Here is a 25,378-nt window from a genome sequence, read left to right on the forward strand (position 1 = left end):
GCACCAGTTGTTGCCTTCGTTCGTCACCAGCGATCGGGCAGGCGAGCGAGCGACGATGACCCCGGCCCTGTTGCTATGATACAATCCTATCCACTATCAGCTAGCGGGAGAGAGAGATGAGCAAGTTTTCTGATATGTTGAGCCAGGCGCGGCGCGGCCAGAGCGGCGGCGCCATCGGCTTCTTCGGTGGCAAAAGCCGACCAGCGGTTAAGCCCCGGGCCGCCGCGCTGCTGATTGAGTTTCCCGCCGTGGACGCCGGCGAGGCGGAGGCCGCCATCAAAGCTGGTGCCAATGGCCTGCTCTTCCATTGGTCTGGCTCCCCCCTGGAAAGTGCCAGCCTTGCTACTCTGAAGCAGCTCAGTGAGACCATTCAGAGCCAGGACGAGAACGCCGCCCTCGGCCTGCGCCTCCTCGGCAACGGGGCCAATATCGAGCGCAAGATGCTGGAGTCTCTCAAAGAGCACGGAGTCCATTTCCTGATCGTGCCGCTCCAGGCCCCAGCCCGCTTATTGACCACGCACCTGAAGGACTTCGATCTGGCAGTGACGCTACCCTGGCGCGGGAACGACCCCCTTTATCCTCTGATGGTGCGCAACTTGGGCGCCTTCGAGGGCCTCTCGGCCCTGCATCTGGATGGCCGAGAGCTACCATTAGAGCGCCTGAGCATTGAAGAGGCTCTTGGCTACCGCGCCATCCGCGAGGCGCTGCGCCTGCCGGCCCTTCTGAGCCTGACATCGCTCAATAGCGAGGCTGCCGCCTATGGTCTGCTGACGCTGGGCGTCCAGGCAGTGATTGTGCCGGCCAGCGAGAGTACCGCCGCGACGACGCAGCGCATTCAGGAGCTGCGCGAGTGGTTGGAGAAGGTCCATCGGCAGGAAGAAAAGGAGCTTCCTCCGCCGACCGTGCCTCAGCCGTCGCTCTCAACCTCCTTTGAGGAGGAAGAAGAACCCTAGAATAGTCAGTTCGGCCTTCGCGCCAGGTTGATCGCGGGCCTGCGGTCGGGCCATGCGTGCGCGATCACGTGGCTTAGTTCATCACCAGATGATGGAAAGCCTCGGCACAGGTAAAGCCGTGCTCGCTGCCGAGCGGACGGCCACGCTGGAGCACCAGTTCGCGGATGGCCTGGGCATCGCGCCCGCGCATCTGGCTGGCATGGCAAAGGAGCGCCTCGACTTTCCTGTCGATCACAGCACTGATGTCTACCCAGTGGTTCGGCTGGTCGCTGGCAAAGAAGTAGATCTGGCGGACGCGATGCGGCCCACCCGTCTCAGCAAATTGCTCAGGATAATACATGAGATTACGTGAGGCGGCCAGGGCGTCCAGGGTACAGAGACCCACTGCGCGGTGGTCAGGGTGCACCTGATAGCGCTGCCAGGGATCAAAGGTAAAAACTACGTCCGGCTTGAGCAGACGCACCAGGCGGGCGATCTCGCGCCGCATCTGCAGCGACGGCTCAACATCGCCATCGACATAGTCGAGGAAGAGCACCTGGCGTACGCCCAGTACTTCCGCTGCCCGCCGCTGTTCGGCCTCACGGATCACCGCCAGGCGCTCCGGCGTCATGGCCGGGTCATCGCTGCCACGCTGCCCGCGGGTGGCCAGAAGATAGCTGACTTCACAGCCCTGAGCGGTCAGACGGGCAATGGTTCCACCGCAGAGAAACTCGGCGTCATCGGGATGAGCCATCACGACCAGGATACGCTGACCACCAGGGGGAAGAAGGATGTTGCTGTTCTCTACCATTGTTTCCTCACTCATCTCCCAGGCGTGGAATAGCAAAGTGCTTGCCGGTCTGCCAGTGCAGCTGGCGCCGGGGGATGCTCCGCAGCAATTGCCTGGTGAGCTGCCAGACTCCCTCTGGATCACTATTGTTGCGCCAGTAGTAATAGCAGGCAACTTCGTCAGGTTCAGCATGCAACGCCAGCTGGAAGAGCTGCGGTAGCTCCTGCTGGCCTTCTTCGTCCAGATCGAAGTTTTGCAACCAGAGCAGGCTACGCTTCTGATGCTGGCGCGCCCGATCAACAATCTCCCGCTCGCCACGATCATAGCTGTCAGTCACAGCCTCAGTAGCTTGAGGCTGCTGGCGGGGTCGACGCTGCAGGTGGAGGCCCAACATGTCCAGGTCCGGTAAGAGGGCAAGGTCCTCGACCAGGCCGGCATCGTAGGAGGGGAGTACAATAACGGTCCGAACATGCTTGTCCAGACCTTTAATATAGGCGCAGAGATCGCTCAAGAAGGTCACCCAGGAGCGGCGACGAAAGCCCGCCAGGTCGGTCACATCGGGACAAAGCGCCCGGCAGACCGAGCAGAAGCAGGTGATTTCTCCGTAGTCTGGTTCATCGAGCAGAATCCCATTAATGGGATAGGTGTTTAAATAAAAAGCGATCTCTTGAAAGAGCCAGCGACGAAATGGCTCATGGTTGAAGCAGGTCAAATCGTGATAACGACCGTGGCGGTCCAATACACGTGACTCAGGGTGATGGAAGGTATACCAGCTTGGCGCCGGCGAAGGGGTGGCGAAAAGATTACCATGCTGGCCCGGACTCAGGTAGACTTTGAGACCTACGTCTTGCGCGAGGAGCAGACCACGCTCCAGATCACGAGGCCAGTAGTGGCGCTCTTCATCCAGAATGCTGTAAACGATGCTGCTGGCGCCAGCAGCGCGGATCTGCTCAAAGTCCCGTTTGACGAGGTCGGGATGAAAGAGCGAGTGGAAATAGGCAACAGTAATGTCCATGACGCTCACCAGGCAAGCGGTCCAGGATAGGTGGTGCGGAGACCGATTCTTACTCGTACTGAGCAAGCAGCTGGGCTATGTTGGGAAATAGCTCGCTGGTAGTATACCACAGGTGGGACAGAATAGTTCTCCCACGAGCGAAAAAGGACTAACTTCCTTCTCTGGGGCCGCATTCTTGACAGCCTGGTCACGAAGCGGCACAATCCAGACGAATGGAATGGCTATGGCTATGCAATGGCAATGGTTACAACCAGGTAGCAGCTGCACGGTACGCGCCTACGCCAAGATCAATCTGACACTTGACGTCCTTGGCCGTCGCGGCGATGGCTATCATGCGCTGGCGACGGTAATGCAGACGATTGATCTCTACGACACACTCTCATTGACGCTGCGCGAGGATGGGCTGATGCATCTGGTTTGCACGCAGCCCGAGCTGAGTACGGAGACGAATCTGGCACTACGCGCGGCGACGCTGCTCAGAGAACATACTGGCGAGCGACGTGGCGTGCTGATTGAACTACAGAAGCGCATCCCGAGCGCTGCCGGCCTGGGTGGAGGCAGTAGCGACGCCGCGGCGGTTCTGCTGGCTCTGACACGCCTGTGGCAGCTGCGGCTGACTGCGACGGAATTAGTGGAGCTGGCGGCCTCGCTCGGCTCGGATGTGCCTTTCTTCCTCTATGGCGGATTGGCACTCTGTGAGGGCCGGGGCGAGCTGGTGACCCCTTTGCCTCCTCGCTGGCCAGCCGAGCTGCGCTGGCTGGTGCTGCTGAAGCCGGCGATCAGTGTGGCAACAGCTGGAGTCTTTAGAGCTTTGACAGCACGCGACTACAGCGATGGCTCGCATACACAGGCCGTCTGCACAGCTTTGCATGCCCAGCGCATGCCAGAGCTGGTTCACCTCCACAATGGCCTTGAACGCGGGGTCATGGAGCGCTATGCCGAGGTGGCCGCCGGGCGGGCCGCACTTCTAGAGGCCGGGGCACCTTTCGTCCGTCTCTCAGGCAGCGGTCCGACGCTCTTTACGGCTCTGGCCGATCTTGAGGAGGCTCACCGCCTCTGGCTCCTCCTCCAGGAGCAGGGCTACGAGGTCTACCTGACCCAGGTGGTCTATCCCTCAGCAGAATCCCTGACTCTTGCGTCTGTCGCCGCTCACTAAGCTGCTTCGGGCCGCAGCGAGCTGGCTCGCACACTCGATACACCTGGCCAAAGCGCCTTTTGCTATAACAGCGTCAAATTCCTGCGCCCTGCCATGTCGCACGGAGAGAGCAGGTATACGCCGCTGCTTGTTATGTGTTTTTTGCCTGCTACTCTGCCGGCCTGGTCGGAGCCGGGCCGGCAGGCGAGACTGTGCTGGTAGAGGCGCGCTTTGTTGAGGATGAGGGAGCAGTAGACGATGCCACTGGCAGCCTTGCGCCAGCATGTGGTGAGCTTGCTCTGCTACATGCTGCGCCTTCCTTTTGCCTGTTTCAATGTTGTTGAGCGCTGGCTCCGGCGCCAAGCCTGGCGCGAGCCGCGCCGGATCGTGCTGATTAAACCCTGCTGCCTGGGCGATCTGCTGATGACAACGCCGCTGCTAGAGGTGTTGCGGGAGGCTTATCCCCAGGCCCAGATTACCTATGTAGCCAGCAGCTGGTCAAAGGTGGTGCCGGAGCATCACCCAGCCGTGGATTCAGTCCTGGATTGCGGCACGGTCGGCATCCCGGGGCGCTACCGCCTCTCAGAGTATCTGCGCTTTGCCCGTCTCCTACGCCAACAGCGTTTTGATCTGGCCCTGGTCCTGGATCGTTCCCCTATGTTGACCTTGCTCCCGTGGCTAGCAGGCATCCCTCGCCGTGTAGGACCAGACAGCCTGGGACGTGGCTTCTCGCTGACTGATCGAGTGCCCGCTCCCGCTTCTCTGTCCGCTCTGCGTCACCAGGCCGAGCTGTATCTGGACCTGGCGCGCGCTCTTGGCCTGCCGCTAAGACAGCCCCATATGCGCTTTGTGCCTACCAGCGAGGAGCGGCTGCGGGCGCGGGCCTTGCTCTCTAGCGGTGCTGGTCGGGGGGCTGAGCAACGCCTGCAGGTTGCACTCTTGCCCGGCGGCGGCTCGAATCCAGGAATGACTTTGACGGCCAAGCGCTGGCCGGTAGAGGGCTATCGCGAGCTGGTCCGCCGCCTGTTAAGCGAGCTGGAGGCTCGCGTCTTGCTGGTTGGAGGCCCCGAGGATCGCGCCGTCAACGAGGAGGTGTTGACCGGCCTGGTGGCCCCTCCAGGTCGGGTGCTGAACCTGGCTGGAGAGACCAGCTTTGGCGAGCTGGCGGCCATCTTTGAACAGTGCGCCCTCTTCCTTGGCAACGATAGCAGCCCGATGCACCTGGCGACTGCCGTGGGCATTCCTGTGATCGCGCTTTTTGGTCCAACCAGTCCGCAAGAGTATGGCCCGTATCCGCCGGATGAGCCGCACCATGTGGCTCTCTGGCAGCATCCGCGTAGAGAGCCATGCTTTTTCCTGGGTCGCATGCGCGCCTGCCAGGCATGCACCTGCATGCAGGCGCTGAGCGTCGATACGGTCTGGCAGGCGGTGCAGCAGTTGCTGCCCAGTCCCGAGCGAGGAGGAATTCGCTGATGAGAGGATGGCTGCGCAAGGAATGGCTGCGCCGCATGCTGTTGCTGCTGATCTATCTGCTTGGCTTGCCCGGGTCCTGGCTGGCACAGCGACGGGCTCGTGGCTCCTTCTCTCTCGCTCAGGCACCGCGCCTGCTGCTCCTACGCCCGGACCACCTGGGGGATCTGGTCCTGACAACGCCGGCGCTGACGGCGCTTAAGGAGCGCTGCCCAACAGCAGAGGTGACGCTTTTTGTGGGACCCTGGTCACAGGCGATTGTCAAGGGCCATCCAGCGGCGGGGCGCGTGCTGACCTGCGCCTTCCCTGGTTTCCGCCGGGGGTCTCAGGGAGCCTTGAGTCCCTACTGGCTGCTGCTGCGTCTGGCCCGGCAGCTGCGACGCGAACGCTACGATCTGGCGATCAATCTTCGTCCCGATTTCTGGTGGGGCGCAGCTTTGCTCTACCTGGCAGGCATTCCGCACCGTGTTGGCTACGCGCTCGCCCCAGGCAGGCGTTTCCTGACTCACGCCTTGCCTTTCTCCGAAGGAGAGCACAGCACCTGCTCCAGCCTGCGTCTGGTCAGCGCTGCACTCCAATTGCTGGGTCAGGCCCCCCTCGCGGAGCCATTTACCCCTGAACGCTACCCGCTCCTTTTTGGGCCAACAGCTCAGGAAGAGGAGCAGGCTACAGCCCTGCTCGCCAAGGCCGGCTTGACAGGAGAGACGCCTTTCGCTGTCATTCATCCTGGCAGCGGAGCCGCCGTCAAGCTCTGGCGTCCAGAGGGCTGGGCCACCTGCGCCGTGACCCTGCTGCGCCGCTATGGCCTGCGTCTCGTTTTAACAGGTACCCAGCAAGAGCAAGCCCTGCTTGAGGAGATTGCGACTCTGGTTCATCAGCAGCTCAGGGCCAACGAGGCGCCCCCTGTCTTGCTCTCCGCCTTGAGCGTTGGAGAGCTGGCCGCCGTTCTACGCCGCGCGCGGCTGGCGCTCGGTGTCGATAGCGGCCCGCTGCATGTGGCTGTCTCCCAGGGGACTCCAACCGTGGCGCTCTACGGGCCTGCCGACCCGCGCATCTTCGGCCCCTGGGGCAACCCCAGACGCCACGTGGTCATTCTGGCAAGCGAACGTTGTCCTGCCTGTCCAAAACTCCCCTGCGGGCGTCTCGATATTCCTCCACAGGCCCTGCCTTTGCATCCCTGCGTACGCCTGATTCCAGAGGAGCGTGTCCTTGCAGCGGTGGAGCAACTCTTGCCAGCACGCATGTTGTAGAATAAGGATGGCACGCAAGAGCTATGGCAGCAAGAGAAGAACTCGATGAATACGGCTATCCCCTGCGTCCGCCAGCTCGGCGCCGCCTGCGCAAGCTGTTCATCCAGATCAGTAAACGCACGCTGCTGACGACCATCTACCTGGCGCTGAGCAGCTACGGCTTGCTCCTGCGCTGCGCGCGCCTGGTACGACGCCATGAGCCGCTCGACCCGCAGCGCTTCAGGCCGCGGCGCATCCTGGTTATTCGCCTGGACCTGATCGGCGATCTGGTCCTCTCGCTCACGCTGGTGCACGCCCTCAAGCGGACCTATCCCGAGGCGGAGATCGATTTGCTGGCAATGCCTTCAACAGCGCCAATCGCCGGCGCCGATCCCGCTCTGGCCCAGATCATTACCTACGATCCGAACATCTGGCGCCGGCCCAAAGCGCTCGTTCGTCGCCAGAACTGGCGCGAGGCCGCGGCTCTCCTACGCCGGCTACGGGCCAGGCGCTATGAGCTGGCTGTGAGCGTCTTTGGCCCCTGGGCGGCGCTGCTGGCCCTCTTGAGCGGCGCCCGACGACGGGTCGGCTTCGCCGGCGAGGGTTACGCCGGCTTTATGACCGATCCCGTCCCGGGCCGTCACTGGCAGCCCGGCGATCGCCGTCACGAAGTCGATTATTGCCTGGAACTGGCACGCGCAGCAGGCGTCAGCCTCCAACCAGAAGATCGCTTCCCGCGCCTCCATGTCGATCCACAAGCCCGCCTCGAGGTGGAGAGGCTCCTCAAGCGTCTTGATCCTGCGATCGACCTGGACGACGTGCCGGAACACGTTGCCGGGTCACGCGCGAGACCACTGGTGGTCTGTCACGTGGCCTCACATAACGGCTATGCCAAGCGCTGGCCTATCCCCTACTGGGCACGTTTGCTGACAGGTCTGGCTCGGGAGACTCAGGCCCACCTGGTTCTCACCGGTGCCAGGGGCGACCTGCCAGTCATTCTGGCCATCCTCCAGCGCCTGGACGGTTCTACGCCGGTGCTTAACCTGGCTGGAGAGACTAGCCTGCCTCAGCTGGCAGCCCTGATGCAGATGGCCGACCTGGTGATTAGCGGCGACAGTGGCCCGATGCACATCGCGGCGGCCACCGGGGTTCCTTTGATCGCTATCCACGGTCCGACCGACCCGGCCCTTAGTGGACCAGTCAGCCCGCAGGCCACAATCGTACGCAGCGGTATCTGGTGCAGTCCTTGTTATGATGCCCGTAGTCCAGCCGACTGTCGTTTCCATACCGTCCAGTGCATGAAGGACGTCACGCCGGAGCGGGTGCTGGCCCTGGCCTTGCGCCGCCTCCAGGAACGGCAGCCAGCCCCATCCGCGGCGGCCCGTCCTGCTAACCCCGAACAGCCGGGCCAGAGTCACTAGTCCCTTGACCTTTGCAGAGGAGGCAGTTACAGTAGTGCAGCAGCAACGCGCATCCTTGAGAACGCCTTCACCAGAGCCGGAGCAGCAGCAGTCAATTCGCTTGCCAGCGGAGGCGCGTCTCCTTGTAATCAAGCTGGCATCAATCGGCGACCTCTTGCTGGCGACGCCAGCCTTGCGCGCCTTGCGCGAGACCTATCCGCAGGCGCGCATCGACCTGCTCGTGACGCCCGGCTCCGCGGATTTGTTGGACGACTGGGAAGTCATCGACGAAATCATTGTTCTTGATAAATACCTGTTCGATTCGCCAAAGCAGGTTTTGACCGATCCACTGCGGCTCAGAGGCCTCTTCCCGCTCTGGCAGCGCCTGCGCAGCGCCCATTACGATGCCGTGCTGCTCTTGCACCACCTGACTTTGCCCTTTGGTCGCTTGAAACATCAGCTGCTGGTGCGTGCTACAGGGGCGCGCTGGCGGGTGGGCCTGGATAACGGGCACGGCTGGTTTCTCAATGTACGCGTCAAAGATGAGGGCTTCGGAGCCATGCACGAAGCTGACTACAATCTGGCCGTTGCCGCAGCCGTCGGCGCTCACACCAGCGATCGGCGTCTGATCGTCCCCCTGAGCGAGGCGGAGCGGGAACAGGCCCGCTATCTACTTTATATAGATGAGGCTCCCGACCCTTTCATGCGCCCGATTATTGCCATGCACCCGGGCAGCGGCAGCTACAGCACCGCCCGCCGTTGGGCTCCCGAGCGCTTTGCAGCCCTGGCGGATACCCTTTATCGCGAGGTGGGAGGGCAACTGGTGCTTCTAGGGGGACCAGAAGAACGCGAGCTGCATCAGCATATTCTGAGCCTGCTGCGCTCGGGCCTGCCAGCGCGCAGCTTCGCCGGCAAAGGGAGCGTCAAGGTCACGACCGCTGTCCTGGAACAGGTCGATCTCTTTATCGGTAACGACGCGGGCGTCATGCACCTGGCCGCTGCTGCCGGCACACCCACGGTCGCTATCTTCGGCCTCTCCAACCATCGTGCCTGGGGACCCTATACCGGCGGAGTGCCGGGACGCCAGGCGATCGTTGTACGCCTCGACCTGCCCTGCATGCCCTGCTTCTATCGCGGCCACGAGCTGGGTACACCCGAGGGCTGTGCCACCCGCGACTGCCTGGCCCAACTCGGTGTAGATCCAGTCGCCACCGCAGCGCGCAGCCTCTTACTCCAGGCTGGCTACCGGCCCTCTTTGCCTTTCCACTCTTCCCAGCCTTCTCAAGCGGGTCCGGGTATGCCCGGAGAGGGCCACTGAAGATGAGCCATCGATCTGAGGAGCGCAGGCAATCAGGGGCTGGTCGCCGCTTCGCCTGCCTAAACTCTGGTTCCAGCCTCAGCCTGCTGGCGATCAGACTGGCCGGCACGACGCTTTACTGGACGGGAGAAATTGCCGATCTCCACCTCGGGCAGCTCTCGACGCAGAATCTCAATCAGGGTGCGCATACCCAGGGCCTTGCCTAGCGAATCGAGAGGGGGAAGACGCGGCAAGAGCACCTCGGGATCGATGTTCAGATTGCGGAGCTGGATCAAACGCAAGCCTGTCTCACGTGCAAAAGCCAGCAGCGCCTCCACTTCGCGCTCGCGATCGATCAGACCAGGGAAGCAAAGCAGATTGATAGAGGCATAGACGCCGGCATCACGGGCGCGTTTGAGCGACTCCTTCACATCGGCAAGCGTATACCCAATCGGGCGATAATAAGCTGTATAGGTCTCCTCACGGCCAGAGATGGTACTGGCACGCAGCATATCGAGGCCGGCATCATAGAGGCGCTGCAACCAGCGGGGATTACTCGCATTCGTATTGATGTTAATAACTCCGCGATCTGTACGTCGGCGGATCTCGCGGATGGCCTGCTCGATGCGCCGCCACTGCAGCAACGGCTCGCCTTCGCAACCCTGACCAAAGCTCACAATCGCCTCCTCAGCCTGCTCCAGATGGGGAACGGCCACTTCCACAATCTCCTCTACCGTCGGCACAAAGGTCAGGCGGTCCTGAGGCGAGATCAACTGCTCTTCTTCCTGCTTCGAGATACAACCTACACAGCGAGCATTGCAGCCAGGAGAAACGGCAATAGCCATCTCCCAGCGGCCAAAAAATAGATTACTGGCCGTCGGACAATAGTAGTCTAGTGCACAATGGGCATGCTGCTTCACCACGCGATTGTGAGGATAGGCCGCCAGCTTCTCCTGGACAAGACGCTCCAGGGTGCGACGCGGGAAGGCTCGCGGATGCCACTTGTGCGGATCATCGGTTCGCAGTGCCGCCACAAAGAGCCGTCCCTTCAGGCCGGCCACAGCACAGTAGCCAAAAAAAGGGAGCGGACCACTCTCAGGATCTTTGCTATAAGCTGGCAGATGAGTACGTGTATAACCAATCGGCAGCAGCGCCGCCAGGGCCCAGACTTCCCGACGCTGCAAGGTGCGACGCTGACCAGCCGCGTCCAGTCCCACAGGCAGGCGACCAGGGAGCATCGAGAGTGTCGCCCCATCGGGGAGAGGAATCAGTTCCTCAGCCCGGAGTGGACTCCCATCAAAGGCCAGTGCGCGCAGACCTCGCTCTTCACGAACCTCCCCACGCGCCGTTGAATAAACAAGATACGGTTCCTTCATAGCACCTCTTGCGCTCTGCTCATCACTTAGCAAGGACAAGACGAGCGCCTGATCATGGATGCTCTCCACCTGCCGCAGTTGTTGCCCACTGATACCCACAAGAGAACGAAGTCAGCCAACAAGCGAGCGAAAAAGGTAAAGAACACTCCCAGCAGAAGACAGGCACAGCTCACCTGGATGCCGCACTTGATTTTGCCCACAACGCAGGCGCAGCAAGGCGACAGCGGCGACAGAGAGCGTGCGTTGTCTGAGAGGGGATGAACGCCCCTGGCTGGAAGCTGAGTCGCTCAGTGGACGACCGGCGGTATGGCCGGCAGCTGCGGATTGGTCGGAGGCCCTTCGGAACACTCGTCTTCTAAGAATCTGGAGTGAGTGCTACCGGCCTGGGTCTGAGCCTGGGCAGGCAAACGCTGCTCCAACTCCGACATCTCCTCATAGACAAAGCTTAGCAGAATATGATTGTTCAGCACGCTCTGGCAGACATGACGGATGCGGGGGCGCTCGGCCTCCATCCAGGCATTGATGGCCGCCTCAAGGGCGGAGATGCTATCGCCGCACTGGGCACTATCAAAGCCTTTGTATCGATACACCCCTCTGTCCTTTCCCTGCTAGAACACTCAGGCAGACTCAGGTACACGACGCTTTCTATCATCCATCTGGACAAGAGTTTACCACGAAAGCGCAGGACTGACCACTGCCCCCAGGCGCTGTAGCTCAGAGAAGAAGTGCGGGAAGCTCTTGGCAACATGCTCCACCCCACGCAGCGACAGCCCGAGACGGCTGCGCATCCCCACGATTGTCAGAGCCTGCAGCAAGCGATGATCACTATGGCCATCGACCCAGACCCCACCCTCGACGCCCTCTGGCTGCCCCTCAACCACAATGGCATCCGGCAAAGGAGTCACACGGCAGCCAGCACGCTGCAGCTCGGCGCAGAGATCGTTAATGCGATCCGACTCCTTATAGTGGAGATTCTCGACGTTGTAGAAGACACTACGCCCCTCAGCAAAGCAGGCCAGAGCCACCAACACAGGAATACAGTCGATGATCCTGCTACCATCCAGCTCCAGCCCGCGCAGGGGTCGCCCACCACGCACACACAAGGTCTCGCCTTCGCGCTGGAGATCGCAGCCCATCGCCAGCAGCGCCGCCACCAACGCCTCGCCATCCTCCTCACCCTCCGGCAAGCGTCCAAGCCGTAGCTCACTGGCGGGATCGGGCATCGCCGCACAGGCCGCCAGCAGCGCCGCCGCCGAAGGATAATCACCAGGCACCACATAAGTACCCGCCCGGTAGGCTTGCGGGGCCGGCACCTGGAAGCGCCGGAGAGCAGCATCGTGCTCAATGACAATCCCCGCCTGACGCAGGACTTTGAGCGTCAACTCCACCATCACCTGAGAGGTTAAGCCGTCAACAACCTCGATTGTCAGCGGTTCAGCAAGCAAAGGGGCCAGAAAGAGCAAAGCGCTCACATATTGGGAACTGCGCGCTCCCGAGACCACTACCTGACCGCCATGCGGCTGGCCTCCATAGAGCGTAATCGGCAGATAGCCCTCCGGTCCCTGAGCCTCGACTCGCACGCCCAGAGACTCCAGCGCCTGCAGCAGCTCGCGATTTGGCCTGCGCCCCAACGACTGCGGCTGATCAGTCACAAAGGTCACCTGGGGCAGCCAGGCGGCGACGCCGAGCAAGAGGCGTAGTACTGCTCCTGCATTGCCGACGTTGATCAGAACCGCTCCCGTGGCCCGAGGTCGCCCGACACCTCTCACCTGCAAGCGCTCGCCCGGTTCTCCCAGCCAGTCGAGCTGCGCCCCCAAGGCGCGACAGCCACGGAAAAGCGCCTCGCTGTCCTCGCTAAGAGCGGGGAAGAGAATCTGGCTCTCTCCCTCGGCCAGGGTTGCCGCTAACAGGTAACGCAAGGTATAGTACTTGGAAGAGGGAAACGACGGTTCCCCCCGCAGCAACGTTGTCGGCGCAATCGAGAGACTGCGTCCTGGCTTGCCCGCCGCTGTGGTTCTCGCGTCTCGTTGTTCCATCTCTCATTAGCCTGGCTCATGCACGAACATCTCACGTCCCATCAGGCTGCCCTGCCAAGAAGCAGCACACCGCCTTGTAGCACGCAGCAGAGCCATATTCATCTTGCGCAACAGCCCCGCCAGCAGGCCGGAGCTTGTCTTCAAGATAGTATCACGCCGGTGTGCTTTTTCTCAAGAGGCGAAAGAAAGAGATGACATGCAAGCCAGCCGATGCAACTTTGTGGTCAGCAGCCAGGGCGACATATGTCTCTTGCTCGCTTTACAAAAGGATTACACTGCACATACAAGTCACGCTACACTTTATAGTGCATCATTTTATCTTTTCAACAAGGGAAAAGTCATAGCTATCAATTGACTAAAAATGTATATTCTGCTATACTAGGATTCCATATAGCAGAATTTCTAGGAGGCGCCAGACGATCGTGAAACAAGACCATTTTGTCATCGTGGGAGCGGGGATCGTGGGACTGGCGACGGCCTATGCGCTGCTGGCCCGAGGCATAGAGCGCGTCACCGTACTGGAGCAGGAAGTTGTCGATCATCCGCGCTCTACCTCTCACGGAGCCTCGCGTCTATTACGCTTTGAATACGGAGCTAATGCTCTCTACTCGCAAATGGTTATACTCAGTCTAAGTCGCTGGGTGGCATTGGAGCAGCTCACAAAGCGAACGCTCTATCTGCGCACAGGATTGCTCTTGCTCGGGCGAGAGGACGACGGGTTCACACTGGAAAGCTACCGCACGCTGCGGGCTTTAGGCTTGCCGACAGAGCGGCTAGCCGAGCAACAATGTCGCCGACGGTTTCCTCAATTTGAGACCCATGCCTTTGATCTATTGACCTATAACCTGGAAGCTGGTATTCTCCATGCCTCGACCGCCCTACGCGCTCTCAAAGCACTTGTGAGCGAGATGGGAGGAACAATTTGTGAGAGAACGCGCGTCTGTGCCCTCGATGCCAGCAGCCGGCAGCGGCCTCTTCGTCTGCGGCTAGCCGATGGAGCCACCATCAGCGCCGATCGTGTTGTCCTGGCCACCGGGCCTTGGGTTCACCGTCTGCTTGGCGAGCTGCATCTGCCCGTTCAGACAACCCGCCAGTATCTGCTCTATTTTGGAGGGCTGCCGCTCTCCAGCTTTGGTGTCCACAATTTCCCGGCCTTTATGGCCAATGATCTCTATGGGCTACCCATTCACAGCACCTACAGCGCCAACGGCGAGGGGCTACCCTGGCTCAAAGTTGCCTCTCACGCCACTGGCCCGGTGATCGATCCCGACGAGACGGAGCATCCTGCGCGAAGCCAGCAGCTTGTGCGTCAGGCCATCCACGATCTAGAGGAACTGCTTCCGGCCCTGCGACGGGCCTACCTGGCCCACGTTGGCAAATGCATCTATGACATGAGCCCCGACGGCGATTTCATTATCGACCTCCTGCCCGCTGAGCCGCGCGTTGCCTTTGCGACGGGCCTCTCGGGCCACGGCTTCAAATTTGGTCCCTTGCTTGGTGAGCTGCTCAGCAGCTTAGTCTGTGGCGAGGAGCCCCTGGTACCGCTGACCCCTTTCCGCCTGGCACGCTTTCATGAGCGCGATGCTCTGAGCAGCCGCCAGCCCGGGCCTATTGATCAGCGGGCACCCAGGTAAGCAGCGACCCATCGCCCGCGTCGAAGAGTAAGTAGAGGCGCGAGGCGATGGGTGCCACCCGCCCCAGAGGGCGCAGTGGATCATGGATTTGAAACGGTCCCAGCAGCTCAACCAGGCAGACCAGTCCTCGTCCGGCGAGCTGGGAAGCCAGCGTCTGCTCCGTCCGCCACCTGGCCAGCAGTGAGATCGCCTCGGCAACGGGAAGAAAGCGCACGCTACCAATGACGGGCACACTTCCAAACATGGTAGAGAGCGGAGGGTGCTCAGCGAGATAGGTGCGCACATCCTCCTCAGTGAAGGCAGGCAAGCCCTGTCGGCAACAGGGGATCGCCAGCCTCCCCTGCTCTCGCCCCTGCCGCTCTTCTCGATTGGAGTCCGAGCCTGCTCCGAAAGACAACCGGCTAGTCATACTGCTCACCTCTCTAGTGACGATCGCCCATAGTCAGATTCTCGCTCTCGGTCAGAACATATTACCCGCATTATTTCAAGCGAGCATCATCATTATATAAGGGAGGAGCGTAGGGAAGCTGACAACAGCAGGCCCCGCATCGTCCTGCATCGCCCCGTCTCGCCAGGCAGGCAAGGCTAGACAGAGTCGCGCACAGTCAGGCAGGGCACTCGCGAAACAGCTCCTCCGGCGGACTACTGCGCGGCATGGCGTCAACTTGCAGACGTCCTCTTTGTGAACTACAGTATGCTAGTTGTAAGACGGAGGCTGCTCCGTTCTAGGAATACCACAGGTGCTTTTTTGGAATTCAGGAGGAAGGAGAGACATATGGCACGAACACGCACACACCATGAGGAGACAGCAGGTCGTGAGATGGAACCTCCCACCGAGTTGCTCACCGTGAGCGAGGTCGCCCAGCGGCTCCGCGTCGACGACACCACCGTGCGGCGCTGGATCAAGTCGGGCGCCCTGGAGGCCATCTTGCTCCCCCACCGGGGCAAACGGCAGGGCTACCGGGTCAAGAAGAGTACCCTCGATGCCCTGATTCATGGTACCACAGCGGTCAGCGTCTAGATGAAGGCCACTGAGAGCCTGGAGCCTGGTCTGATGCAGCCGGGCCAGGGAGGGCGACGCGGCACGGCATAGCCAGGAGCTGGTCGCTGGTCAAACTGAAGGGCAAGCAAACAAGGAGGAGAAAGGTATGAATGCTGAGTAGAGGCGGAGCGCTTAATCCCCCGCCGGACACCGCACCAGGCTCACTCAGCCAGCGAAGCACCGTGGAATAGGTACGTGGTGGAACAGAGTCTCAGGCCGGCCCACCTTCAGCCTGCCAGGCCTCGCTCGGCTCCCACTTAGCGAGCGCCAAGGCCCGAGGTGCGCAATAAGAGTGGTGAGCCGGCTTTTCCCCCCTTGCACTAAAGCCACTCTCAGGCGCAAGGTAGGGGAAGAAAAGCAACACTCCGCACTACCACGCCTCAGGCAATAGCCCCGCTATCTTCCCCCTCTCCCCAGGCAGCAGGTTCCGTTCCACCCTAACCTGGCGTATGGCCGTGTTTGTATGCTATGCTATTAGAAAAGACTAGCAAGGGATCTGCTTTATTGATAGCACAAAGGTGAAGGGAATGGCAGCAAATCGAGGCAATCGCGAAGCACGCAAGGCCGAATTGCTCAGGATCTCGCGCGAGGTCTTCGCCGAGAAAGGATTCGAAGCAACGACCATCTCCGAGATCGTGGCCCGCGCCGGCGTGGCCCAGGGAACTTTCTACTGGTACTTCCCATCTAAGGCCTCGGTCTTGACAACGCTCGCCCGCGAGATGCAAGAGCGCATCGAGACCGCGCTCCGACGCGCCTACGATGAGGCTCACAATCTGCAAGAGATGATCGAGCGTAGCGTGGCCGAAACGTTCCAGATCATGTCGGAGTACCGCGACATCCTGGCGATCGTGCACTTCAATACCTGCTGGACAGAACACCCTGCCGAACGCCAGCATATCTTCGCCCCCTACTACGGGCTGATCGCAGAGATCATCCGCCAGGAGCAGCAACACGGCACCCTTAGCCCGACCATCAACCCCGAGGTGACGGCGATCCTTATCGTCGGCACAGTCTACTACGCTGCCGAAGAATGCTATATCTATAACTCGCCCGTCTCCCCCGAGGTCTTCATCGCCGAATGCTCTAGCTTCATTCGCCACGCACTCGGCATTGCCTAACGCCGATTCGCACCGATCGCTCGCTCTCGCTCCCGGTATCCTGTCCGGTTGCAGAAACTACCCTAATTTACTAGGCGATCGTCTTCCCCTTGACAATCACCTGATTGCCGGCTATAGTCATATACAACAACGGTTGACTGACTGTCAGTCAATTTAGTCGATGGTTCAGGATCTGGCGAGGGCCAGCCGGTCCCGACGCGGCTTTGTCGGGGCGGCGCCTCCCTCACAGGCAGGCAGGTACCAGGAACAGGGGGAAACAACCCATGACCACCGAACCGGCCCAACAGGAAGGCTTCATCGATGTCGATTCTGAACAGACGCCACCGGTTGAGAAAGATCGACTCTATCGCCTGTGGGAGGAAGGGAACTGGTCAGCAAAGGCGCTGGACTTTAGCCAGGATGCGCTGGATTGGAGAGAAAAGCACGGTGAGCGAGAGCGGGCGGCGATTCTCTGGAATTGTTCGATGTTTCTCGATGGCGAGGAATCCGTAACGCTGACGCTGGCCCCCTTCGTGGAGCCGGCTCCGCGGCCAGAGGATAAAATTTTTCTCGCAACGCAGATCGCTGACGAGGCCCGCCACCATGTCTTCTTCGACCGTTTTATCCGCGAAGTCTGCCAGCTCGGCCAGGACATCAGTACGACACTGAGCGCGGTTCGTCCTCATCTGAGCTGGGGCTTTGTGCAGGTCTTCACAGAGCTAGACCGCGCCGCAGAGCGGCTGCGCCGCAATCCCCACAGTCTGCCGCTGCTGGCCCAGGGTGTTGTCCTCTATCACATCGTGATCGAGGGAATGTTGGCCCATACAGGGCAGCATTTTCTTCGCGAATACACCACCCGCACTGGCCTTCTTCCAGCCCTGGGGCGCGGCATCTTCTTCGTCTCCCGCGATGAGTCGCGGCATATCGCCTTTGGCATCCAGTTGTTGCGCGAGCTGGTGAGCAAGGATCGACGTTGCAAGGAGGCAGCGATTGCAATGCTCAACCGTATCCTGGCCTGGACGGCGGGCGTGCTTGCTCCCCCCAATCACGATTGGTCGTACATTACCTGCCTCGGCTTTACTCCCCAGGAGATGTTCGCTTTTGGTCTGCGTTCGCTTCATACGAAGTTGCGCCGCGCGGGCATCGATCCCCATGAGGTCAGCGAGCTGGCCAAACTGGGTCTGGATGATCCTTTCGAGGTGCAGGCTGAGCGCATTATCAAGTTCATCGAAGGCGGGGTCCTGGGTACTGGGGACGCCCCCCATGTGACCGAGGAGACAATGGAGACTATCTTTACTTCGATGCGCCTGGTGGCCTCCTGGTCGCAGCAGCGCTCCAAGCCCATCCGCGCCTCCATCCAGTGGCTCTTTGATGATATGCAGCCTCGCTACCTGAAATTAGAGCCGGGCGAGCCACCAGTCACCGGCGTGGGGCGTCTGGAGAATCCGCGGCTGACGCTGCGCTGCTCGGCCAGCGATTGGGCCCGCCTCTCCAGCCGTCGTCTCAATCAGCGCCAGGCTGTACTCTCACGCCGCCTCCGCATCAGCGGTGACTGGCGGCTGGCACTGGAGCTGCCGCGTCTGCTCGCTGTTTAGGAGACAGAGCGCCAGCTTCTGCACGCCAGGGTGGCGCAGGGCCAGGCAGCTGCTCAAGAGGGCTATGCTGCACTACGCAATCACTCTTGATCCAGCTGCACCCGCGCTCCCTATTCGCGCAGCTCGTTGAGCAATGTTCGCTTCGCTGGTTTGGCCGGGGCTGTTTACCGGCAGGTCGCTTCACCGTAGAGGCGTGGAAAAGGAGTTTCTACAATGGCGATGTCTCAAGAACCACAGGCGGAAGGTACCGCGCAAAGCAGCAGTAGCCAGAGCCAACAAGTGATCGTTGTCGACCTCTCCAGTCGCTCCAGCCGCAATAAACATGCTCTAGGAGAGGCGCTGACAGGACTGCGCCAACGCTTCAGTGCCTGGCGTACTTACCGACGCCTGCGCACCGCTGACAAAGAGGCACGGCTGGTCCAACAGTGGCAGCGCTGGGGTCGCTTCCGCCGCTGGCGCCGCTCCCGACCCTTTGCCGGCTCCATTCTTCTGATCCTCTCCGGCCTGCTGGTCCTCTGGGGTCCAGCTATGTTAATCAGGCTGGCCATGCTCCCCGGTAGTACGATTTGGGCCGGCATACTTGTTGGCGCCTTGCTGGTCATTATGGGCGTCATCCAGCTGCTCGTTCCTGCCTACTCGCTCATCACAGGAGCTATTGGCGTGGTGCTCGCCCTGACTTCGCTGATCGCTTCCTCTTTCGGCGGCTTTGGCATTGGTATGTTACTTGGCATCATCGGCGGGGCCTTGGGGGTGGCCTGGCGTCCCGTTGCCGCCGGCAAACGAAGCGGTCTGCCACGCTCGTCTCTTCGTACTCGTGCAACGACCCGTCCGTGAGCCCGTTGCCCTAGAGTTCTAGTCTGGAGTTCTTAGCTCGCGAGGATCGCCAATTACCTATCTTCTGAGATCATTATCCCATGTGCGCCCCTATCCATTCGTCTGTAATCCCGCCCATCGGGATTGCATATACATAAATATATATCTGTCATGTAGTACCTAAAAAGGAGAGCGTCTCATGGAAAAAGAGCACGACACCGGAATGACCCGGGAGCCAGAGCGCGAAGAAACAAGCTTGCCCATTCACCTGCCGCCTTTCGACGAGGAAAGCATTGACGTCAGTCGAGTGGAGACTATCGAGACCAGAGCGGTTGCCGACGAAGACGAGGAGCTACCTCCGGTGGGGCGTACCAACCGGACTGTTTTCTGGTCGGTGATGCTGCTTGCAGCCCTGGTGCTCTTTGGCATGCTTGGAGCGGTTGAGAACGGCGCCATAGCCCTGGCGGCAGCGGCGCCGGTGCCGGTCACGGTGCAGGCCAAGGTTCTGCAGGCCACGAACTTCCATCTCTACCCGGGCATCTCGCCCGCCGATAACAGCACACCAGTGGCAGTCAACCAGCTTGATGGGACCATCACTGACCTGGTGATCAGCAAGAGCATCAGCCTGGGACCCCTCGGTACAGTGACCGTCAAGCTGGAGGCCGGCCAGAACACACCGGTGTCGGTGACAGGGCTGACGAACGATGCCACGGGGTTGCAGGCCGACGAGGGCCAGTTCCAGAACCTCGTGCTCAGCACCGGCCCCAATCCTTTTGATCAGACGGCCACCAGCGCGACGCTGACCAATCTAACCATTAATTCCCCATACCAGGCTGCTAATAGCATCACGCTGCCTGGTCTGACGCTGAGCATCACCCATAGCTAATAACAGCTGGCGAGAGACGGGACGTCTCCTGTACGGTCCGTCCATCGCCAAGGCGCGGGTGCAGCTCGTGCTCTCGGGGTCGGCTGCACTCGCGCTCTCTCCCCGTCTGGTATTCCAGATAGTACTACTACTGCCATCTGACGGTATTTTTCTTCCTATCCTCTCAAGCTCAGCGGACGAGTAAATGAATAAAGGTCAGGCCAAGCTATGAAGAAGAAGCGTTCTCCAGCAGTGCTGGCATTCTGGGGGAAAGTCGGCGCACTCTGTTCTTTTCTGGTGCTCTTGATTCCAGCCTTTGTTGCGGGGGGCCAGGCGGCCTTCGCCGCTGGTCCAGCGACGGCACCGCAGGCCGGACCGGTGTTCTGTCTGCCGCCGCTGATTCCATGTCATTATCGCACGCCGACCCCAACACCGACTGTCGATCCACCAACCCCAACACCGACACCGTCACCGACACCTTCGCCGACGCCTCCGCCACGGGCGACGCCAACGCCGGGCGAAACAGCCACGGCAACCCCGACGCCGAGCGCGGTCCCCTCAGTCACTGTGACGCCTGGGGCAACGGCGACTGTGACGGTGACTCCTACGCCAACCCCTACGACGACGCCGAAGCCGACGATTCTCACGGCACCCAACTCGATCGTGCTGCGGGCGAGCGAGATTATTGGTACCAATGCCCACCTGAGTCTTCTGCCCGACCCGCTGCATCCCGTGCTGACCTTCAGTTCAACCACCATGTCGGGGCTGCAGATCTCACGCGATCTCGGCAGTGTGACGATTACTATCACAGCCTCGGGCACAGCGGTGGCAACCGGCGTCTCAATCAAGACTTCGATCTTGCAGGATATTGTGACTGGCCTGAGCAGTTTCGCCAATAAGGCCGATCTGCTGATCCTGGCTGCCGGGGGCACGGTACCCCGTCTTGTGATGACGAATGTGGTACTCTATATCGACCGCTCGCTCAGCAGCGCCTCTCTCCAGGCCGGCGGGCTGCAGGTCTCTTTCTCCTGACCCTGATCCTTTTGCTGGCGCTGCTCCTGGCAGCCCAAAGCGCAGTTACAAGAAGGGGGACACGCAGTGCGGTCCCCCTCTTGCTTCTTTCTGCTTTGCTTACAGACAGCTCTAATGCAGGCAGGCTTCTCAGGCCGTTGGAGGACCAACATGGCTGGCATGATTATCGCTCAACAGCGGTCGCTGATGACCGCTTCTTTGGGATCGTCGAAACAGCTTGATGGAGAGGGTCCAGATGCTCCTCTAGAGGGGGTACCCTCTGAAAGTGTGGAAAAGCCCGTTGGGGATTGAAAGTTGAACTGCGTGGGGTCGAGAGCAGGCATCGGCCAGCAGGCGAAGTGCAAGAGGTCAGGTGCATCTAGAGCAGCTGATCAGCAGTCAGCGTCGCTGTACTCCCGTTGCTCGCCCATTAGTACGGCTCACGTGCTCCCATGCTCCAGGATGGCACTCGCTGCGGCTAAACACTGGCTGCAAGCGGGGCGCTGCGCTCGGGTATGATTCGCACAGGCCCAGAGAAGGGCCAGGGAAAGGGGTCGCTTCGTGCAGTAGCTCTCTATTCGCGTGAAACCGTACCACAGTCTATCACAGGAAGATTCAAGACGGCACAGTGAAGTACGCACTGCCCCATCGTCGTAGATTCTGGTCCCTTTTCCTGTCGTCGCTGTTTTGAGGTGCCCTCGAGAGGATACCACCATCCAGCCTCACCCCATCGCCGTCGTCTGGAGACGCGATGCTGTTTTTCAGAGCGCTTGCGCTGACAAGTAGCAGTTCCCCGGTCAACGAGCGCTTATGCTCTCGTGCCAGAGTGTGTAGCTACTCCATCAGCGTGCCTGGCAAGACAACGGTCACCTGTTGCTGTTGGTCTTTTCTGTGTTCACACCAGAGCTATATCGTAGAACCAGCCGACTTAATCGGCCTGGTGAAACGTAATCTGATACCCATCAGGGTCGGCAACCACGAACAAGCGCCCGAACGGTCCATCCGCTAACGGCTTAACAACCTTTCCCCCGTGGTTGACCACACGCTCATGCAGGGCCTCCACATTGGGTGTCGCAAACCAAAGACCGACCCCCCAGCCCAGCCGTGTGACGGCATCGAGGTCAACCATAAGAACACGGAGAGCAAAAACGGCTCCCCCCTCGGTACGAAACACGACCGACTCCGGGCGATCCTGGGGGAGCGCCTCGAAGCCAAGGACTTCGGTATAAAAGCGTCGTGACGCTTCCAGATCACGCACTTGGAGGGAAACGAAATCGAGACCTTTTACAGTGACAGTTTCCTGCTGTGTCATAATCGCTCCTTTCATATGAACCTTCCAAATAGATGCTCTCATATATTTAGAGCTATCTATCTACTTTAATTATACCATAAAGACGCGTCATTGGGAACCCCTAGATTCATCCGGGGGAGAAAGGCGGCCTCCTCCTCTCCGTCGACATGGTCTGGGTCTCTCCTCCTGCTCGCCGTCCTCTGCCAAGGAGTCGTCTTGCGCCCACACTAACACCCCGCTGGCTCCCCCTGAGAGGGACAACCTGGGGCTGGACGAGGCCGCCATCACCCGCGAGCCAAATGAGCGTGGTGATCGTGCTGCTTACGCTGCTCTTGAACGATGTGCCGCGGCACGCGCGCGCAGAGCGACCAGAAGAGTAGAAAGTCCAGGGAACCCGACCCCTCGCTGGCTTGCACCCTCCGTCGAAGCTGGAGTATACTTCTTCGTGAGAAGCACCTTGCACGCCGGCAACTCTCTGAAGGGAGCGCGGCACTCGCGCGCAGCCCTCTTCCCCAGAAAGAAGACGTTATGGGGAAGCGCATCATCTGCTCGAACTGCCAGGGGACCGGCTTCACCGCTGATATTCCCTGTGACCGATGCCAGGGGACGGGCCAGGCCGAGCTCATCGATGACTGGGGGCAACGCCGTACTGTCAAGTGCTTCCGATGCCTGGGCACCGGTTTGCTCAAGGAAGGCGACACCAGCAATATGTGTAGTGGCTCTGGCGAGGTGGAGATCTGAGATGCCAGCTCCTCTCACGCTGGACTGGACCAGCGTAAGCTGGCAGGAAGCCTGTGACGCGCTGGCTCAGTTGACGGATGCCCTGGGGACGCCCATCGACCCCGGCATCTTTGAGACGGTCGTGCTGCTCAATCTCCTGGGCTTCCCAACAATGCAATCCTGCGAAGGCCATCTGGACCACGGCACCCCCTATCCCTGGGTCACGGTGGTGGATCGCGCGCTGCAGCAGCGCTTCCTGCAGCAGTGGCACCAGGTCTGTCAGTTCCAGGAGCAAGCCCACCGGAGCGGCCACCCTGCCGATCTCGATCGCTACTATCGTGCCCTGGCTGAGATCAAGCTGGCCCAGGCGCAGTGGAAACAGGAGGAAACGCTGCGAGCACGGCTGATGGAGCTGCTGGACGCTTTCTATGATCAGCAGCCCTGCCGTTGTCCGGCCACGCGGCTGCTGGTGCAGCGGCATCATCCGGGACTGTACCGGATCAGGCCCGTCTATGCGGCAGATCCCCCACCGGAGGCGCTGCGTGCCAGCTATCTGGAACGTGGGCAGGAAGAGATGCGCGCCTGGACACGCTATCTACGCCAGTGCTGGGAGAGGCAACGGGCCGCCCAAGAACGGTGAGGTTCCTTCTGAGCGTGGGAGAGCGCCGTCTGGGAAGCAGGAGCTCACTCCTGCTTCCGCTATGCGGATACCTGGTCCCAGAGGGATCGCAGCTCGCTGCGTCGGCGTTCGCACAGACAGGCCCCCTGCTGGACGTGGGCACCGGTACCGGTACCGGCATCTGGGCCTTCGAGATGCACGCCCTCTTTCCTCACGCCCTCATCGTGGTGGGCGTCGACGTCTCCTTGCAGTCCCTGCCCCAGCCAGTGCCCCCCACCTGCGTCTTCGTCCGGGCGAACGTGCTGGAGGGCTTGCCCTTTCCCGACGGGCAGTTCACCTCCACCCATCAGCGGCTCCTGGTGGCCGCCATTCCCGCCCAGGCCTGGCCCGGCGTCGTCCGCGAGCTGGTACGCGTCACCCGTCCCGGCGGGGGGATCATGTCCACCCGATTGTGATCGGTGATGGCCATCAGGGCAAAGCCCTGGGAGCGAACATCGTCCAGGAGGGCGCTCGTTCGCCAACGCCTATCACCTCAACTGGTGTGCGGATCGAGACTCCTGTGGCCCGGGGCCGCCAGACAGCGCGGCCCGTCCCTGCTCCTTGGTGAAGAGAAGGCCTGGTTCCCTGGAGTCCAGCAGGTCCTGTCAGAAGAGGAGGGAGCCAGGAGAGCCGCGCTCCTCTTCTGATGCAATGGACTGGCGCAGGAGATCCTTCGCCATCTGCACGAGACACGGGTGATACTGCTCCGCCAAGCGGATGACCTGCTCCGGCTTGACCCCTTGCGCTTCTCCATCCTCCTCGTTGAGGACAAGCGGCTCTCTTTCTTCCTCCGTCAGGGAGACCGCGACGGTGATCGAGAAGAGCTGGCACCCGTCGCTGACCGGCTCCTGCGCCCTGGTATCCCAGATCAGGTTGTAGTAGCCGATGATGTGGCGCAACCGCTCCTCTGGCAGATCCAGCTGGATCTCTCGGCGCAGCGTCCGGCGCAGCGCTTCCCCAATCAACTCCCCCTTCCGCATGCGTCCCCCAATCACCCACCAATCGGGATGGGGCTCCTGGATTCGCCTGGCAATGAGCCAGTGCCCTCGGGAGAGCAGCGCCGCATCGACACAACCAATGACCAGGGCGTCGAGTGCCTGCGCGTAGATGTCTTCTGGCAGGAAGCTCCCTGGCTGGGGCCTGGTTCCTGTGAGAAACTGCCGGTTGGGGGAGGTGCGCACGGGCCGTCGGCTCATCGGCTCCTCCCTCCCGATGGCAGCATCACGCCCAGGCGGATCACCTCAAGATTGCGGCCATCCAGCTGACTGAGCTGGGCATGCAAGCCTCGCAACCGGCACAGATGCAGACGAGACTTGATCTGCTTCATTTTGACTGCTGCCTCTTGAGCAGAGGGAACGGCTGCCTCGCTCCAGCGGAGATCAGCATAGGCCTGCGCCCAGAGATACTGGCTGTACGCATGCTGCCGCGTCATGGCTTCATCCCCTGGAAGATCCATCAGCGCGGTCAGAATCTCCATCGCTTCCCGAGGCCAACCCAGAGCGAGCAACGCTGCCGCCTTGGTATTGTAATACGTCCGTTCCGGAATGCGAATGGCACACGCTTCTTCTAGCGTGGTTCTTGCTGCTGCGATCATCGCTCCAGACCGTTCCAGCAGAGCGACAGCGTTCTGCCTTTGCTGACGATCTTGTCTCGCCATCTGCGCCTGCGCGTAGCCTTCATCAAAGAGGAGGACTCCTTCTCACTCTGTCGGGAGCTGCTCAAGCAGACGAATGCGCTGGTAGGAAGCAAGAGCGGCCTCAGAGTCAGCACGGGCTTGTCGGCGCAGTGCTTGCTCGGCCTCATGATCTCCCCGGGCCACTTCTCTCCTGGCCAGCGCTTCAGAGACAGAGCCTCGGTCACGCAGCACGCTTCCGATTCGGCAGCACGCTTCCGATTCGAAGGGAGGTGACAGCGAGGAGGGAACGGTTCTCTGCTCTTTGAGCAAGCCTCAACGCCTTCTCCAACTCTCTCA

Annotated in this window: 25 protein-coding genes; 16 read left to right on the forward strand and 9 right to left on the reverse strand. The window is 60.8% G+C overall.

Annotated elements, in window-relative coordinates; translation table 11 throughout:
* Positions 1-116: 116 nt before the first annotated feature.
* A complete protein-coding gene (locus tag A4R35_RS09695; protein WP_112428833.1) occupies positions 117-953 on the forward strand; it encodes an aldolase/citrate lyase/malate synthase family protein in 837 nt (278 codons plus the stop codon).
* Between the two features lie 73 nt (positions 954-1,026).
* Here A4R35_RS09695 and A4R35_RS09700 read toward each other — a convergent pair whose 3' ends face one another.
* Together A4R35_RS09700 and A4R35_RS24220 are read right to left on the reverse strand one after the other, a co-directional pair.
* Positions 1,027-1,743, reverse strand: coding sequence for a PIG-L deacetylase family protein (locus tag A4R35_RS09700; RefSeq protein WP_189361586.1), 717 nt, complete (start codon positions 1,741-1,743; stop codon positions 1,027-1,029).
* A 7-nt stretch (positions 1,744-1,750) separates the two neighbouring features.
* Complete coding sequence (locus A4R35_RS24220) at positions 1,751-2,737, reverse strand: hypothetical protein (protein ID WP_189361588.1); 987 nt, start codon at positions 2,735-2,737, stop codon at positions 1,751-1,753.
* Between the two features lie 223 nt (positions 2,738-2,960).
* Here A4R35_RS24220 and ispE point away from each other — a divergent pair, with 223 nt between their 5' ends.
* From ispE to A4R35_RS09730, 5 genes are all read left to right on the forward strand, one after another.
* Positions 2,961-3,893, forward strand: coding sequence for a 4-(cytidine 5'-diphospho)-2-C-methyl-D-erythritol kinase (gene ispE, locus A4R35_RS09710; RefSeq protein ID WP_189361590.1), 933 nt, complete (start codon positions 2,961-2,963; stop codon positions 3,891-3,893).
* A gap of 237 nt (positions 3,894-4,130) precedes the next feature.
* Positions 4,131-5,345 (forward strand): lipopolysaccharide heptosyltransferase II, encoded by a 1,215-nt coding sequence (waaF, locus tag A4R35_RS09715; RefSeq protein ID WP_112428842.1) that lies wholly within the window; start codon positions 4,131-4,133, stop codon positions 5,343-5,345.
* Positions 5,345-6,592: a glycosyltransferase family 9 protein gene (locus tag A4R35_RS09720; protein WP_189361591.1), complete on the forward strand. Its 1,248-nt coding sequence runs from the start codon at positions 5,345-5,347 to the stop codon at positions 6,590-6,592. The genes waaF (A4R35_RS09715) and A4R35_RS09720 overlap by 1 nt, the downstream gene beginning before the upstream one ends.
* 23 nt (positions 6,593-6,615) lie before the next feature.
* Positions 6,616-7,992 carry a lipopolysaccharide heptosyltransferase II gene (waaF, locus tag A4R35_RS09725; RefSeq protein WP_112428844.1) on the forward strand — a complete coding sequence of 459 codons (1,377 nt, stop codon included), beginning with the start codon at positions 6,616-6,618 and terminating at the stop codon, positions 7,990-7,992.
* A gap of 34 nt (positions 7,993-8,026) precedes the next feature.
* Positions 8,027-9,289 carry a glycosyltransferase family 9 protein gene (locus A4R35_RS09730; protein ID WP_189361593.1) on the forward strand — a complete coding sequence of 421 codons (1,263 nt, stop codon included), beginning with the start codon at positions 8,027-8,029 and terminating at the stop codon, positions 9,287-9,289.
* Between the two features lie 59 nt (positions 9,290-9,348).
* Here A4R35_RS09730 and A4R35_RS09735 read toward each other — a convergent pair whose 3' ends face one another.
* From A4R35_RS09735 to aroA, 3 genes are all read right to left on the reverse strand, one after another.
* Complete coding sequence (locus tag A4R35_RS09735) at positions 9,349-10,644, reverse strand: radical SAM protein (RefSeq protein WP_112428848.1); 1,296 nt, start codon at positions 10,642-10,644, stop codon at positions 9,349-9,351.
* Positions 10,645-10,931: 287 nt separating this feature from the next.
* Complete coding sequence (locus A4R35_RS09745; protein WP_052887953.1) at positions 10,932-11,234, reverse strand: hypothetical protein; 303 nt, start codon at positions 11,232-11,234, stop codon at positions 10,932-10,934.
* A gap of 78 nt (positions 11,235-11,312) precedes the next feature.
* Positions 11,313-12,680 (reverse strand): 3-phosphoshikimate 1-carboxyvinyltransferase, encoded by a 1,368-nt coding sequence (aroA, locus tag A4R35_RS09750; RefSeq protein WP_112428852.1) that lies wholly within the window; start codon positions 12,678-12,680, stop codon positions 11,313-11,315.
* A 422-nt stretch (positions 12,681-13,102) separates the two neighbouring features.
* Here aroA and A4R35_RS09755 point away from each other — a divergent pair, with 422 nt between their 5' ends.
* Positions 13,103-14,314: an FAD-dependent oxidoreductase gene (locus tag A4R35_RS09755; RefSeq protein WP_189361595.1), complete on the forward strand. Its 1,212-nt coding sequence runs from the start codon at positions 13,103-13,105 to the stop codon at positions 14,312-14,314.
* On the opposite strand, the gene A4R35_RS09760 is transcribed toward A4R35_RS09755, so the two are convergent.
* The gene (locus tag A4R35_RS09760; protein ID WP_146747161.1) at positions 14,289-14,723 is read right to left on the reverse strand and encodes a hypothetical protein; all 435 of its coding nucleotides are present in this window, start codon (positions 14,721-14,723) and stop codon (positions 14,289-14,291) included. The two genes, A4R35_RS09755 and A4R35_RS09760, sit on opposite strands and share 26 nt — an antisense overlap.
* Positions 14,724-15,089: 366 nt before the next feature.
* Between A4R35_RS09760 and A4R35_RS09765 the strand changes: the two genes are divergently transcribed.
* From A4R35_RS09765 to A4R35_RS24225, 6 genes are all read left to right on the forward strand, one after another.
* Positions 15,090-15,335, forward strand: coding sequence for a helix-turn-helix domain-containing protein (locus A4R35_RS09765; protein WP_223258273.1), 246 nt, complete (start codon positions 15,090-15,092; stop codon positions 15,333-15,335).
* Positions 15,336-15,883: 548 nt separating this feature from the next.
* A complete protein-coding gene (locus tag A4R35_RS09770) occupies positions 15,884-16,474 on the forward strand; it encodes a TetR/AcrR family transcriptional regulator (RefSeq protein WP_112428858.1) in 591 nt (196 codons plus the stop codon).
* A 263-nt stretch (positions 16,475-16,737) separates the two neighbouring features.
* Positions 16,738-18,048 carry a ribonucleotide-diphosphate reductase subunit beta gene (locus A4R35_RS09775; RefSeq protein ID WP_112428860.1) on the forward strand — a complete coding sequence of 437 codons (1,311 nt, stop codon included), beginning with the start codon at positions 16,738-16,740 and terminating at the stop codon, positions 18,046-18,048.
* Positions 18,049-18,261: 213 nt separating this feature from the next.
* Complete coding sequence (locus A4R35_RS09780) at positions 18,262-18,882, forward strand: DUF6114 domain-containing protein (protein WP_146747162.1); 621 nt, start codon at positions 18,262-18,264, stop codon at positions 18,880-18,882.
* 178 nt (positions 18,883-19,060) lie between these two features.
* The gene (locus tag A4R35_RS09785) at positions 19,061-19,747 is read left to right on the forward strand and encodes a DUF6230 family protein (RefSeq protein ID WP_112428865.1); all 687 of its coding nucleotides are present in this window, start codon (positions 19,061-19,063) and stop codon (positions 19,745-19,747) included.
* A gap of 207 nt (positions 19,748-19,954) precedes the next feature.
* Positions 19,955-20,758: a hypothetical protein gene (locus tag A4R35_RS24225; protein WP_189361597.1), complete on the forward strand. Its 804-nt coding sequence runs from the start codon at positions 19,955-19,957 to the stop codon at positions 20,756-20,758.
* Positions 20,759-21,665: 907 nt separating this feature from the next.
* Here A4R35_RS24225 and A4R35_RS09800 read toward each other — a convergent pair.
* Complete coding sequence (locus A4R35_RS09800; protein WP_223258274.1) at positions 21,666-22,091, reverse strand: VOC family protein; 426 nt, start codon at positions 22,089-22,091, stop codon at positions 21,666-21,668.
* Positions 22,092-22,556: 465 nt separating this feature from the next.
* Between A4R35_RS09800 and A4R35_RS09805 the strand changes: the two genes are divergently transcribed.
* The 3 genes from A4R35_RS09805 to A4R35_RS09815 all read left to right on the forward strand — a co-directional run bounded on the left by A4R35_RS09805 (position 22,557) and on the right by A4R35_RS09815 (position 23,822).
* Complete coding sequence (locus tag A4R35_RS09805; RefSeq protein ID WP_112428871.1) at positions 22,557-22,769, forward strand: hypothetical protein; 213 nt, start codon at positions 22,557-22,559, stop codon at positions 22,767-22,769.
* Between the two features lies 1 nt (position 22,770).
* Entirely contained in the window at positions 22,771-23,388 is a 618-nt protein-coding gene (locus tag A4R35_RS09810) for a hypothetical protein (RefSeq protein WP_112428873.1), read from the forward strand.
* Between the two features lie 134 nt (positions 23,389-23,522).
* Positions 23,523-23,822 carry a class I SAM-dependent methyltransferase gene (locus A4R35_RS09815; RefSeq protein ID WP_223258275.1) on the forward strand — a complete coding sequence of 100 codons (300 nt, stop codon included), beginning with the start codon at positions 23,523-23,525 and terminating at the stop codon, positions 23,820-23,822.
* Positions 23,823-24,011: 189 nt separating this feature from the next.
* Here the strand turns inward: A4R35_RS09815 and A4R35_RS09820 are convergent, their stop codons facing one another.
* Both A4R35_RS09820 and A4R35_RS23895 read right to left on the reverse strand, forming a co-directional pair.
* Positions 24,012-24,602 carry an NUDIX domain-containing protein gene (locus A4R35_RS09820; protein ID WP_112428875.1) on the reverse strand — a complete coding sequence of 197 codons (591 nt, stop codon included), beginning with the start codon at positions 24,600-24,602 and terminating at the stop codon, positions 24,012-24,014.
* Positions 24,599-25,063: a hypothetical protein gene (locus A4R35_RS23895; protein WP_146747163.1), complete on the reverse strand. Its 465-nt coding sequence runs from the start codon at positions 25,061-25,063 to the stop codon at positions 24,599-24,601. The genes A4R35_RS09820 and A4R35_RS23895 overlap by 4 nt, the downstream gene beginning before the upstream one ends.
* Positions 25,064-25,378 lie beyond the last annotated feature (315 nt).

The organism is Thermogemmatispora tikiterensis (assembly GCF_003268475.1).
In the GTDB taxonomy this organism is placed as follows: Bacteria; Chloroflexota; Ktedonobacteria; order Ktedonobacterales; family Ktedonobacteraceae; genus Thermogemmatispora; species Thermogemmatispora tikiterensis.

Bases quoted from the DNA above. Each gene is read 5' to 3' on its own strand.
- A4R35_RS09695 (WP_112428833.1), top strand. From the start codon at position 117: ATGAGCAAGTTTTCTGATATGTTGAGCCAGGCGCGGCGCGGCCAGAGC.
- A4R35_RS09700 (WP_189361586.1), bottom strand. From the start codon at position 1,743: ATGGTAGAGAACAGCAACATCCTTCTTCCCCCTGGTGGTCAGCGTATC.
- A4R35_RS24220 (WP_189361588.1), bottom strand. From the start codon at position 2,737: ATGGACATTACTGTTGCCTATTTCCACTCGCTCTTTCATCCCGACCTC.
- ispE (WP_189361590.1), top strand. From the start codon at position 2,961: ATGGCTATGCAATGGCAATGGTTACAACCAGGTAGCAGCTGCACGGTA.
- waaF (WP_112428842.1), top strand. From the start codon at position 4,131: ATGCCACTGGCAGCCTTGCGCCAGCATGTGGTGAGCTTGCTCTGCTAC.
- A4R35_RS09720 (WP_189361591.1), top strand. From the start codon at position 5,345: ATGAGAGGATGGCTGCGCAAGGAATGGCTGCGCCGCATGCTGTTGCTG.
- waaF (WP_112428844.1), top strand. From the start codon at position 6,616: ATGGCAGCAAGAGAAGAACTCGATGAATACGGCTATCCCCTGCGTCCG.
- A4R35_RS09735 (WP_112428848.1), bottom strand. From the start codon at position 10,644: ATGAAGGAACCGTATCTTGTTTATTCAACGGCGCGTGGGGAGGTTCGT.
- aroA (WP_112428852.1), bottom strand. From the start codon at position 12,680: ATGGAACAACGAGACGCGAGAACCACAGCGGCGGGCAAGCCAGGACGC.
- A4R35_RS09760 (WP_146747161.1), bottom strand. From the start codon at position 14,723: ATGACTAGCCGGTTGTCTTTCGGAGCAGGCTCGGACTCCAATCGAGAA.
- A4R35_RS09765 (WP_223258273.1), top strand. From the start codon at position 15,090: ATGGCACGAACACGCACACACCATGAGGAGACAGCAGGTCGTGAGATG.
- A4R35_RS09770 (WP_112428858.1), top strand. From the start codon at position 15,884: ATGGCAGCAAATCGAGGCAATCGCGAAGCACGCAAGGCCGAATTGCTC.
- A4R35_RS09775 (WP_112428860.1), top strand. From the start codon at position 16,738: ATGACCACCGAACCGGCCCAACAGGAAGGCTTCATCGATGTCGATTCT.
- A4R35_RS09780 (WP_146747162.1), top strand. From the start codon at position 18,262: ATGGCGATGTCTCAAGAACCACAGGCGGAAGGTACCGCGCAAAGCAGC.
- A4R35_RS09785 (WP_112428865.1), top strand. From the start codon at position 19,061: ATGGAAAAAGAGCACGACACCGGAATGACCCGGGAGCCAGAGCGCGAA.
- A4R35_RS24225 (WP_189361597.1), top strand. From the start codon at position 19,955: ATGAAGAAGAAGCGTTCTCCAGCAGTGCTGGCATTCTGGGGGAAAGTC.
- A4R35_RS09800 (WP_223258274.1), bottom strand. From the start codon at position 22,091: ATGAGAGCATCTATTTGGAAGGTTCATATGAAAGGAGCGATTATGACA.
- A4R35_RS09805 (WP_112428871.1), top strand. From the start codon at position 22,557: ATGGGGAAGCGCATCATCTGCTCGAACTGCCAGGGGACCGGCTTCACC.
- A4R35_RS09810 (WP_112428873.1), top strand. From the start codon at position 22,771: ATGCCAGCTCCTCTCACGCTGGACTGGACCAGCGTAAGCTGGCAGGAA.
- A4R35_RS09820 (WP_112428875.1), bottom strand. From the start codon at position 24,602: ATGAGCCGACGGCCCGTGCGCACCTCCCCCAACCGGCAGTTTCTCACA.
- A4R35_RS23895 (WP_146747163.1), bottom strand. From the start codon at position 25,063: ATGGCGAGACAAGATCGTCAGCAAAGGCAGAACGCTGTCGCTCTGCTG.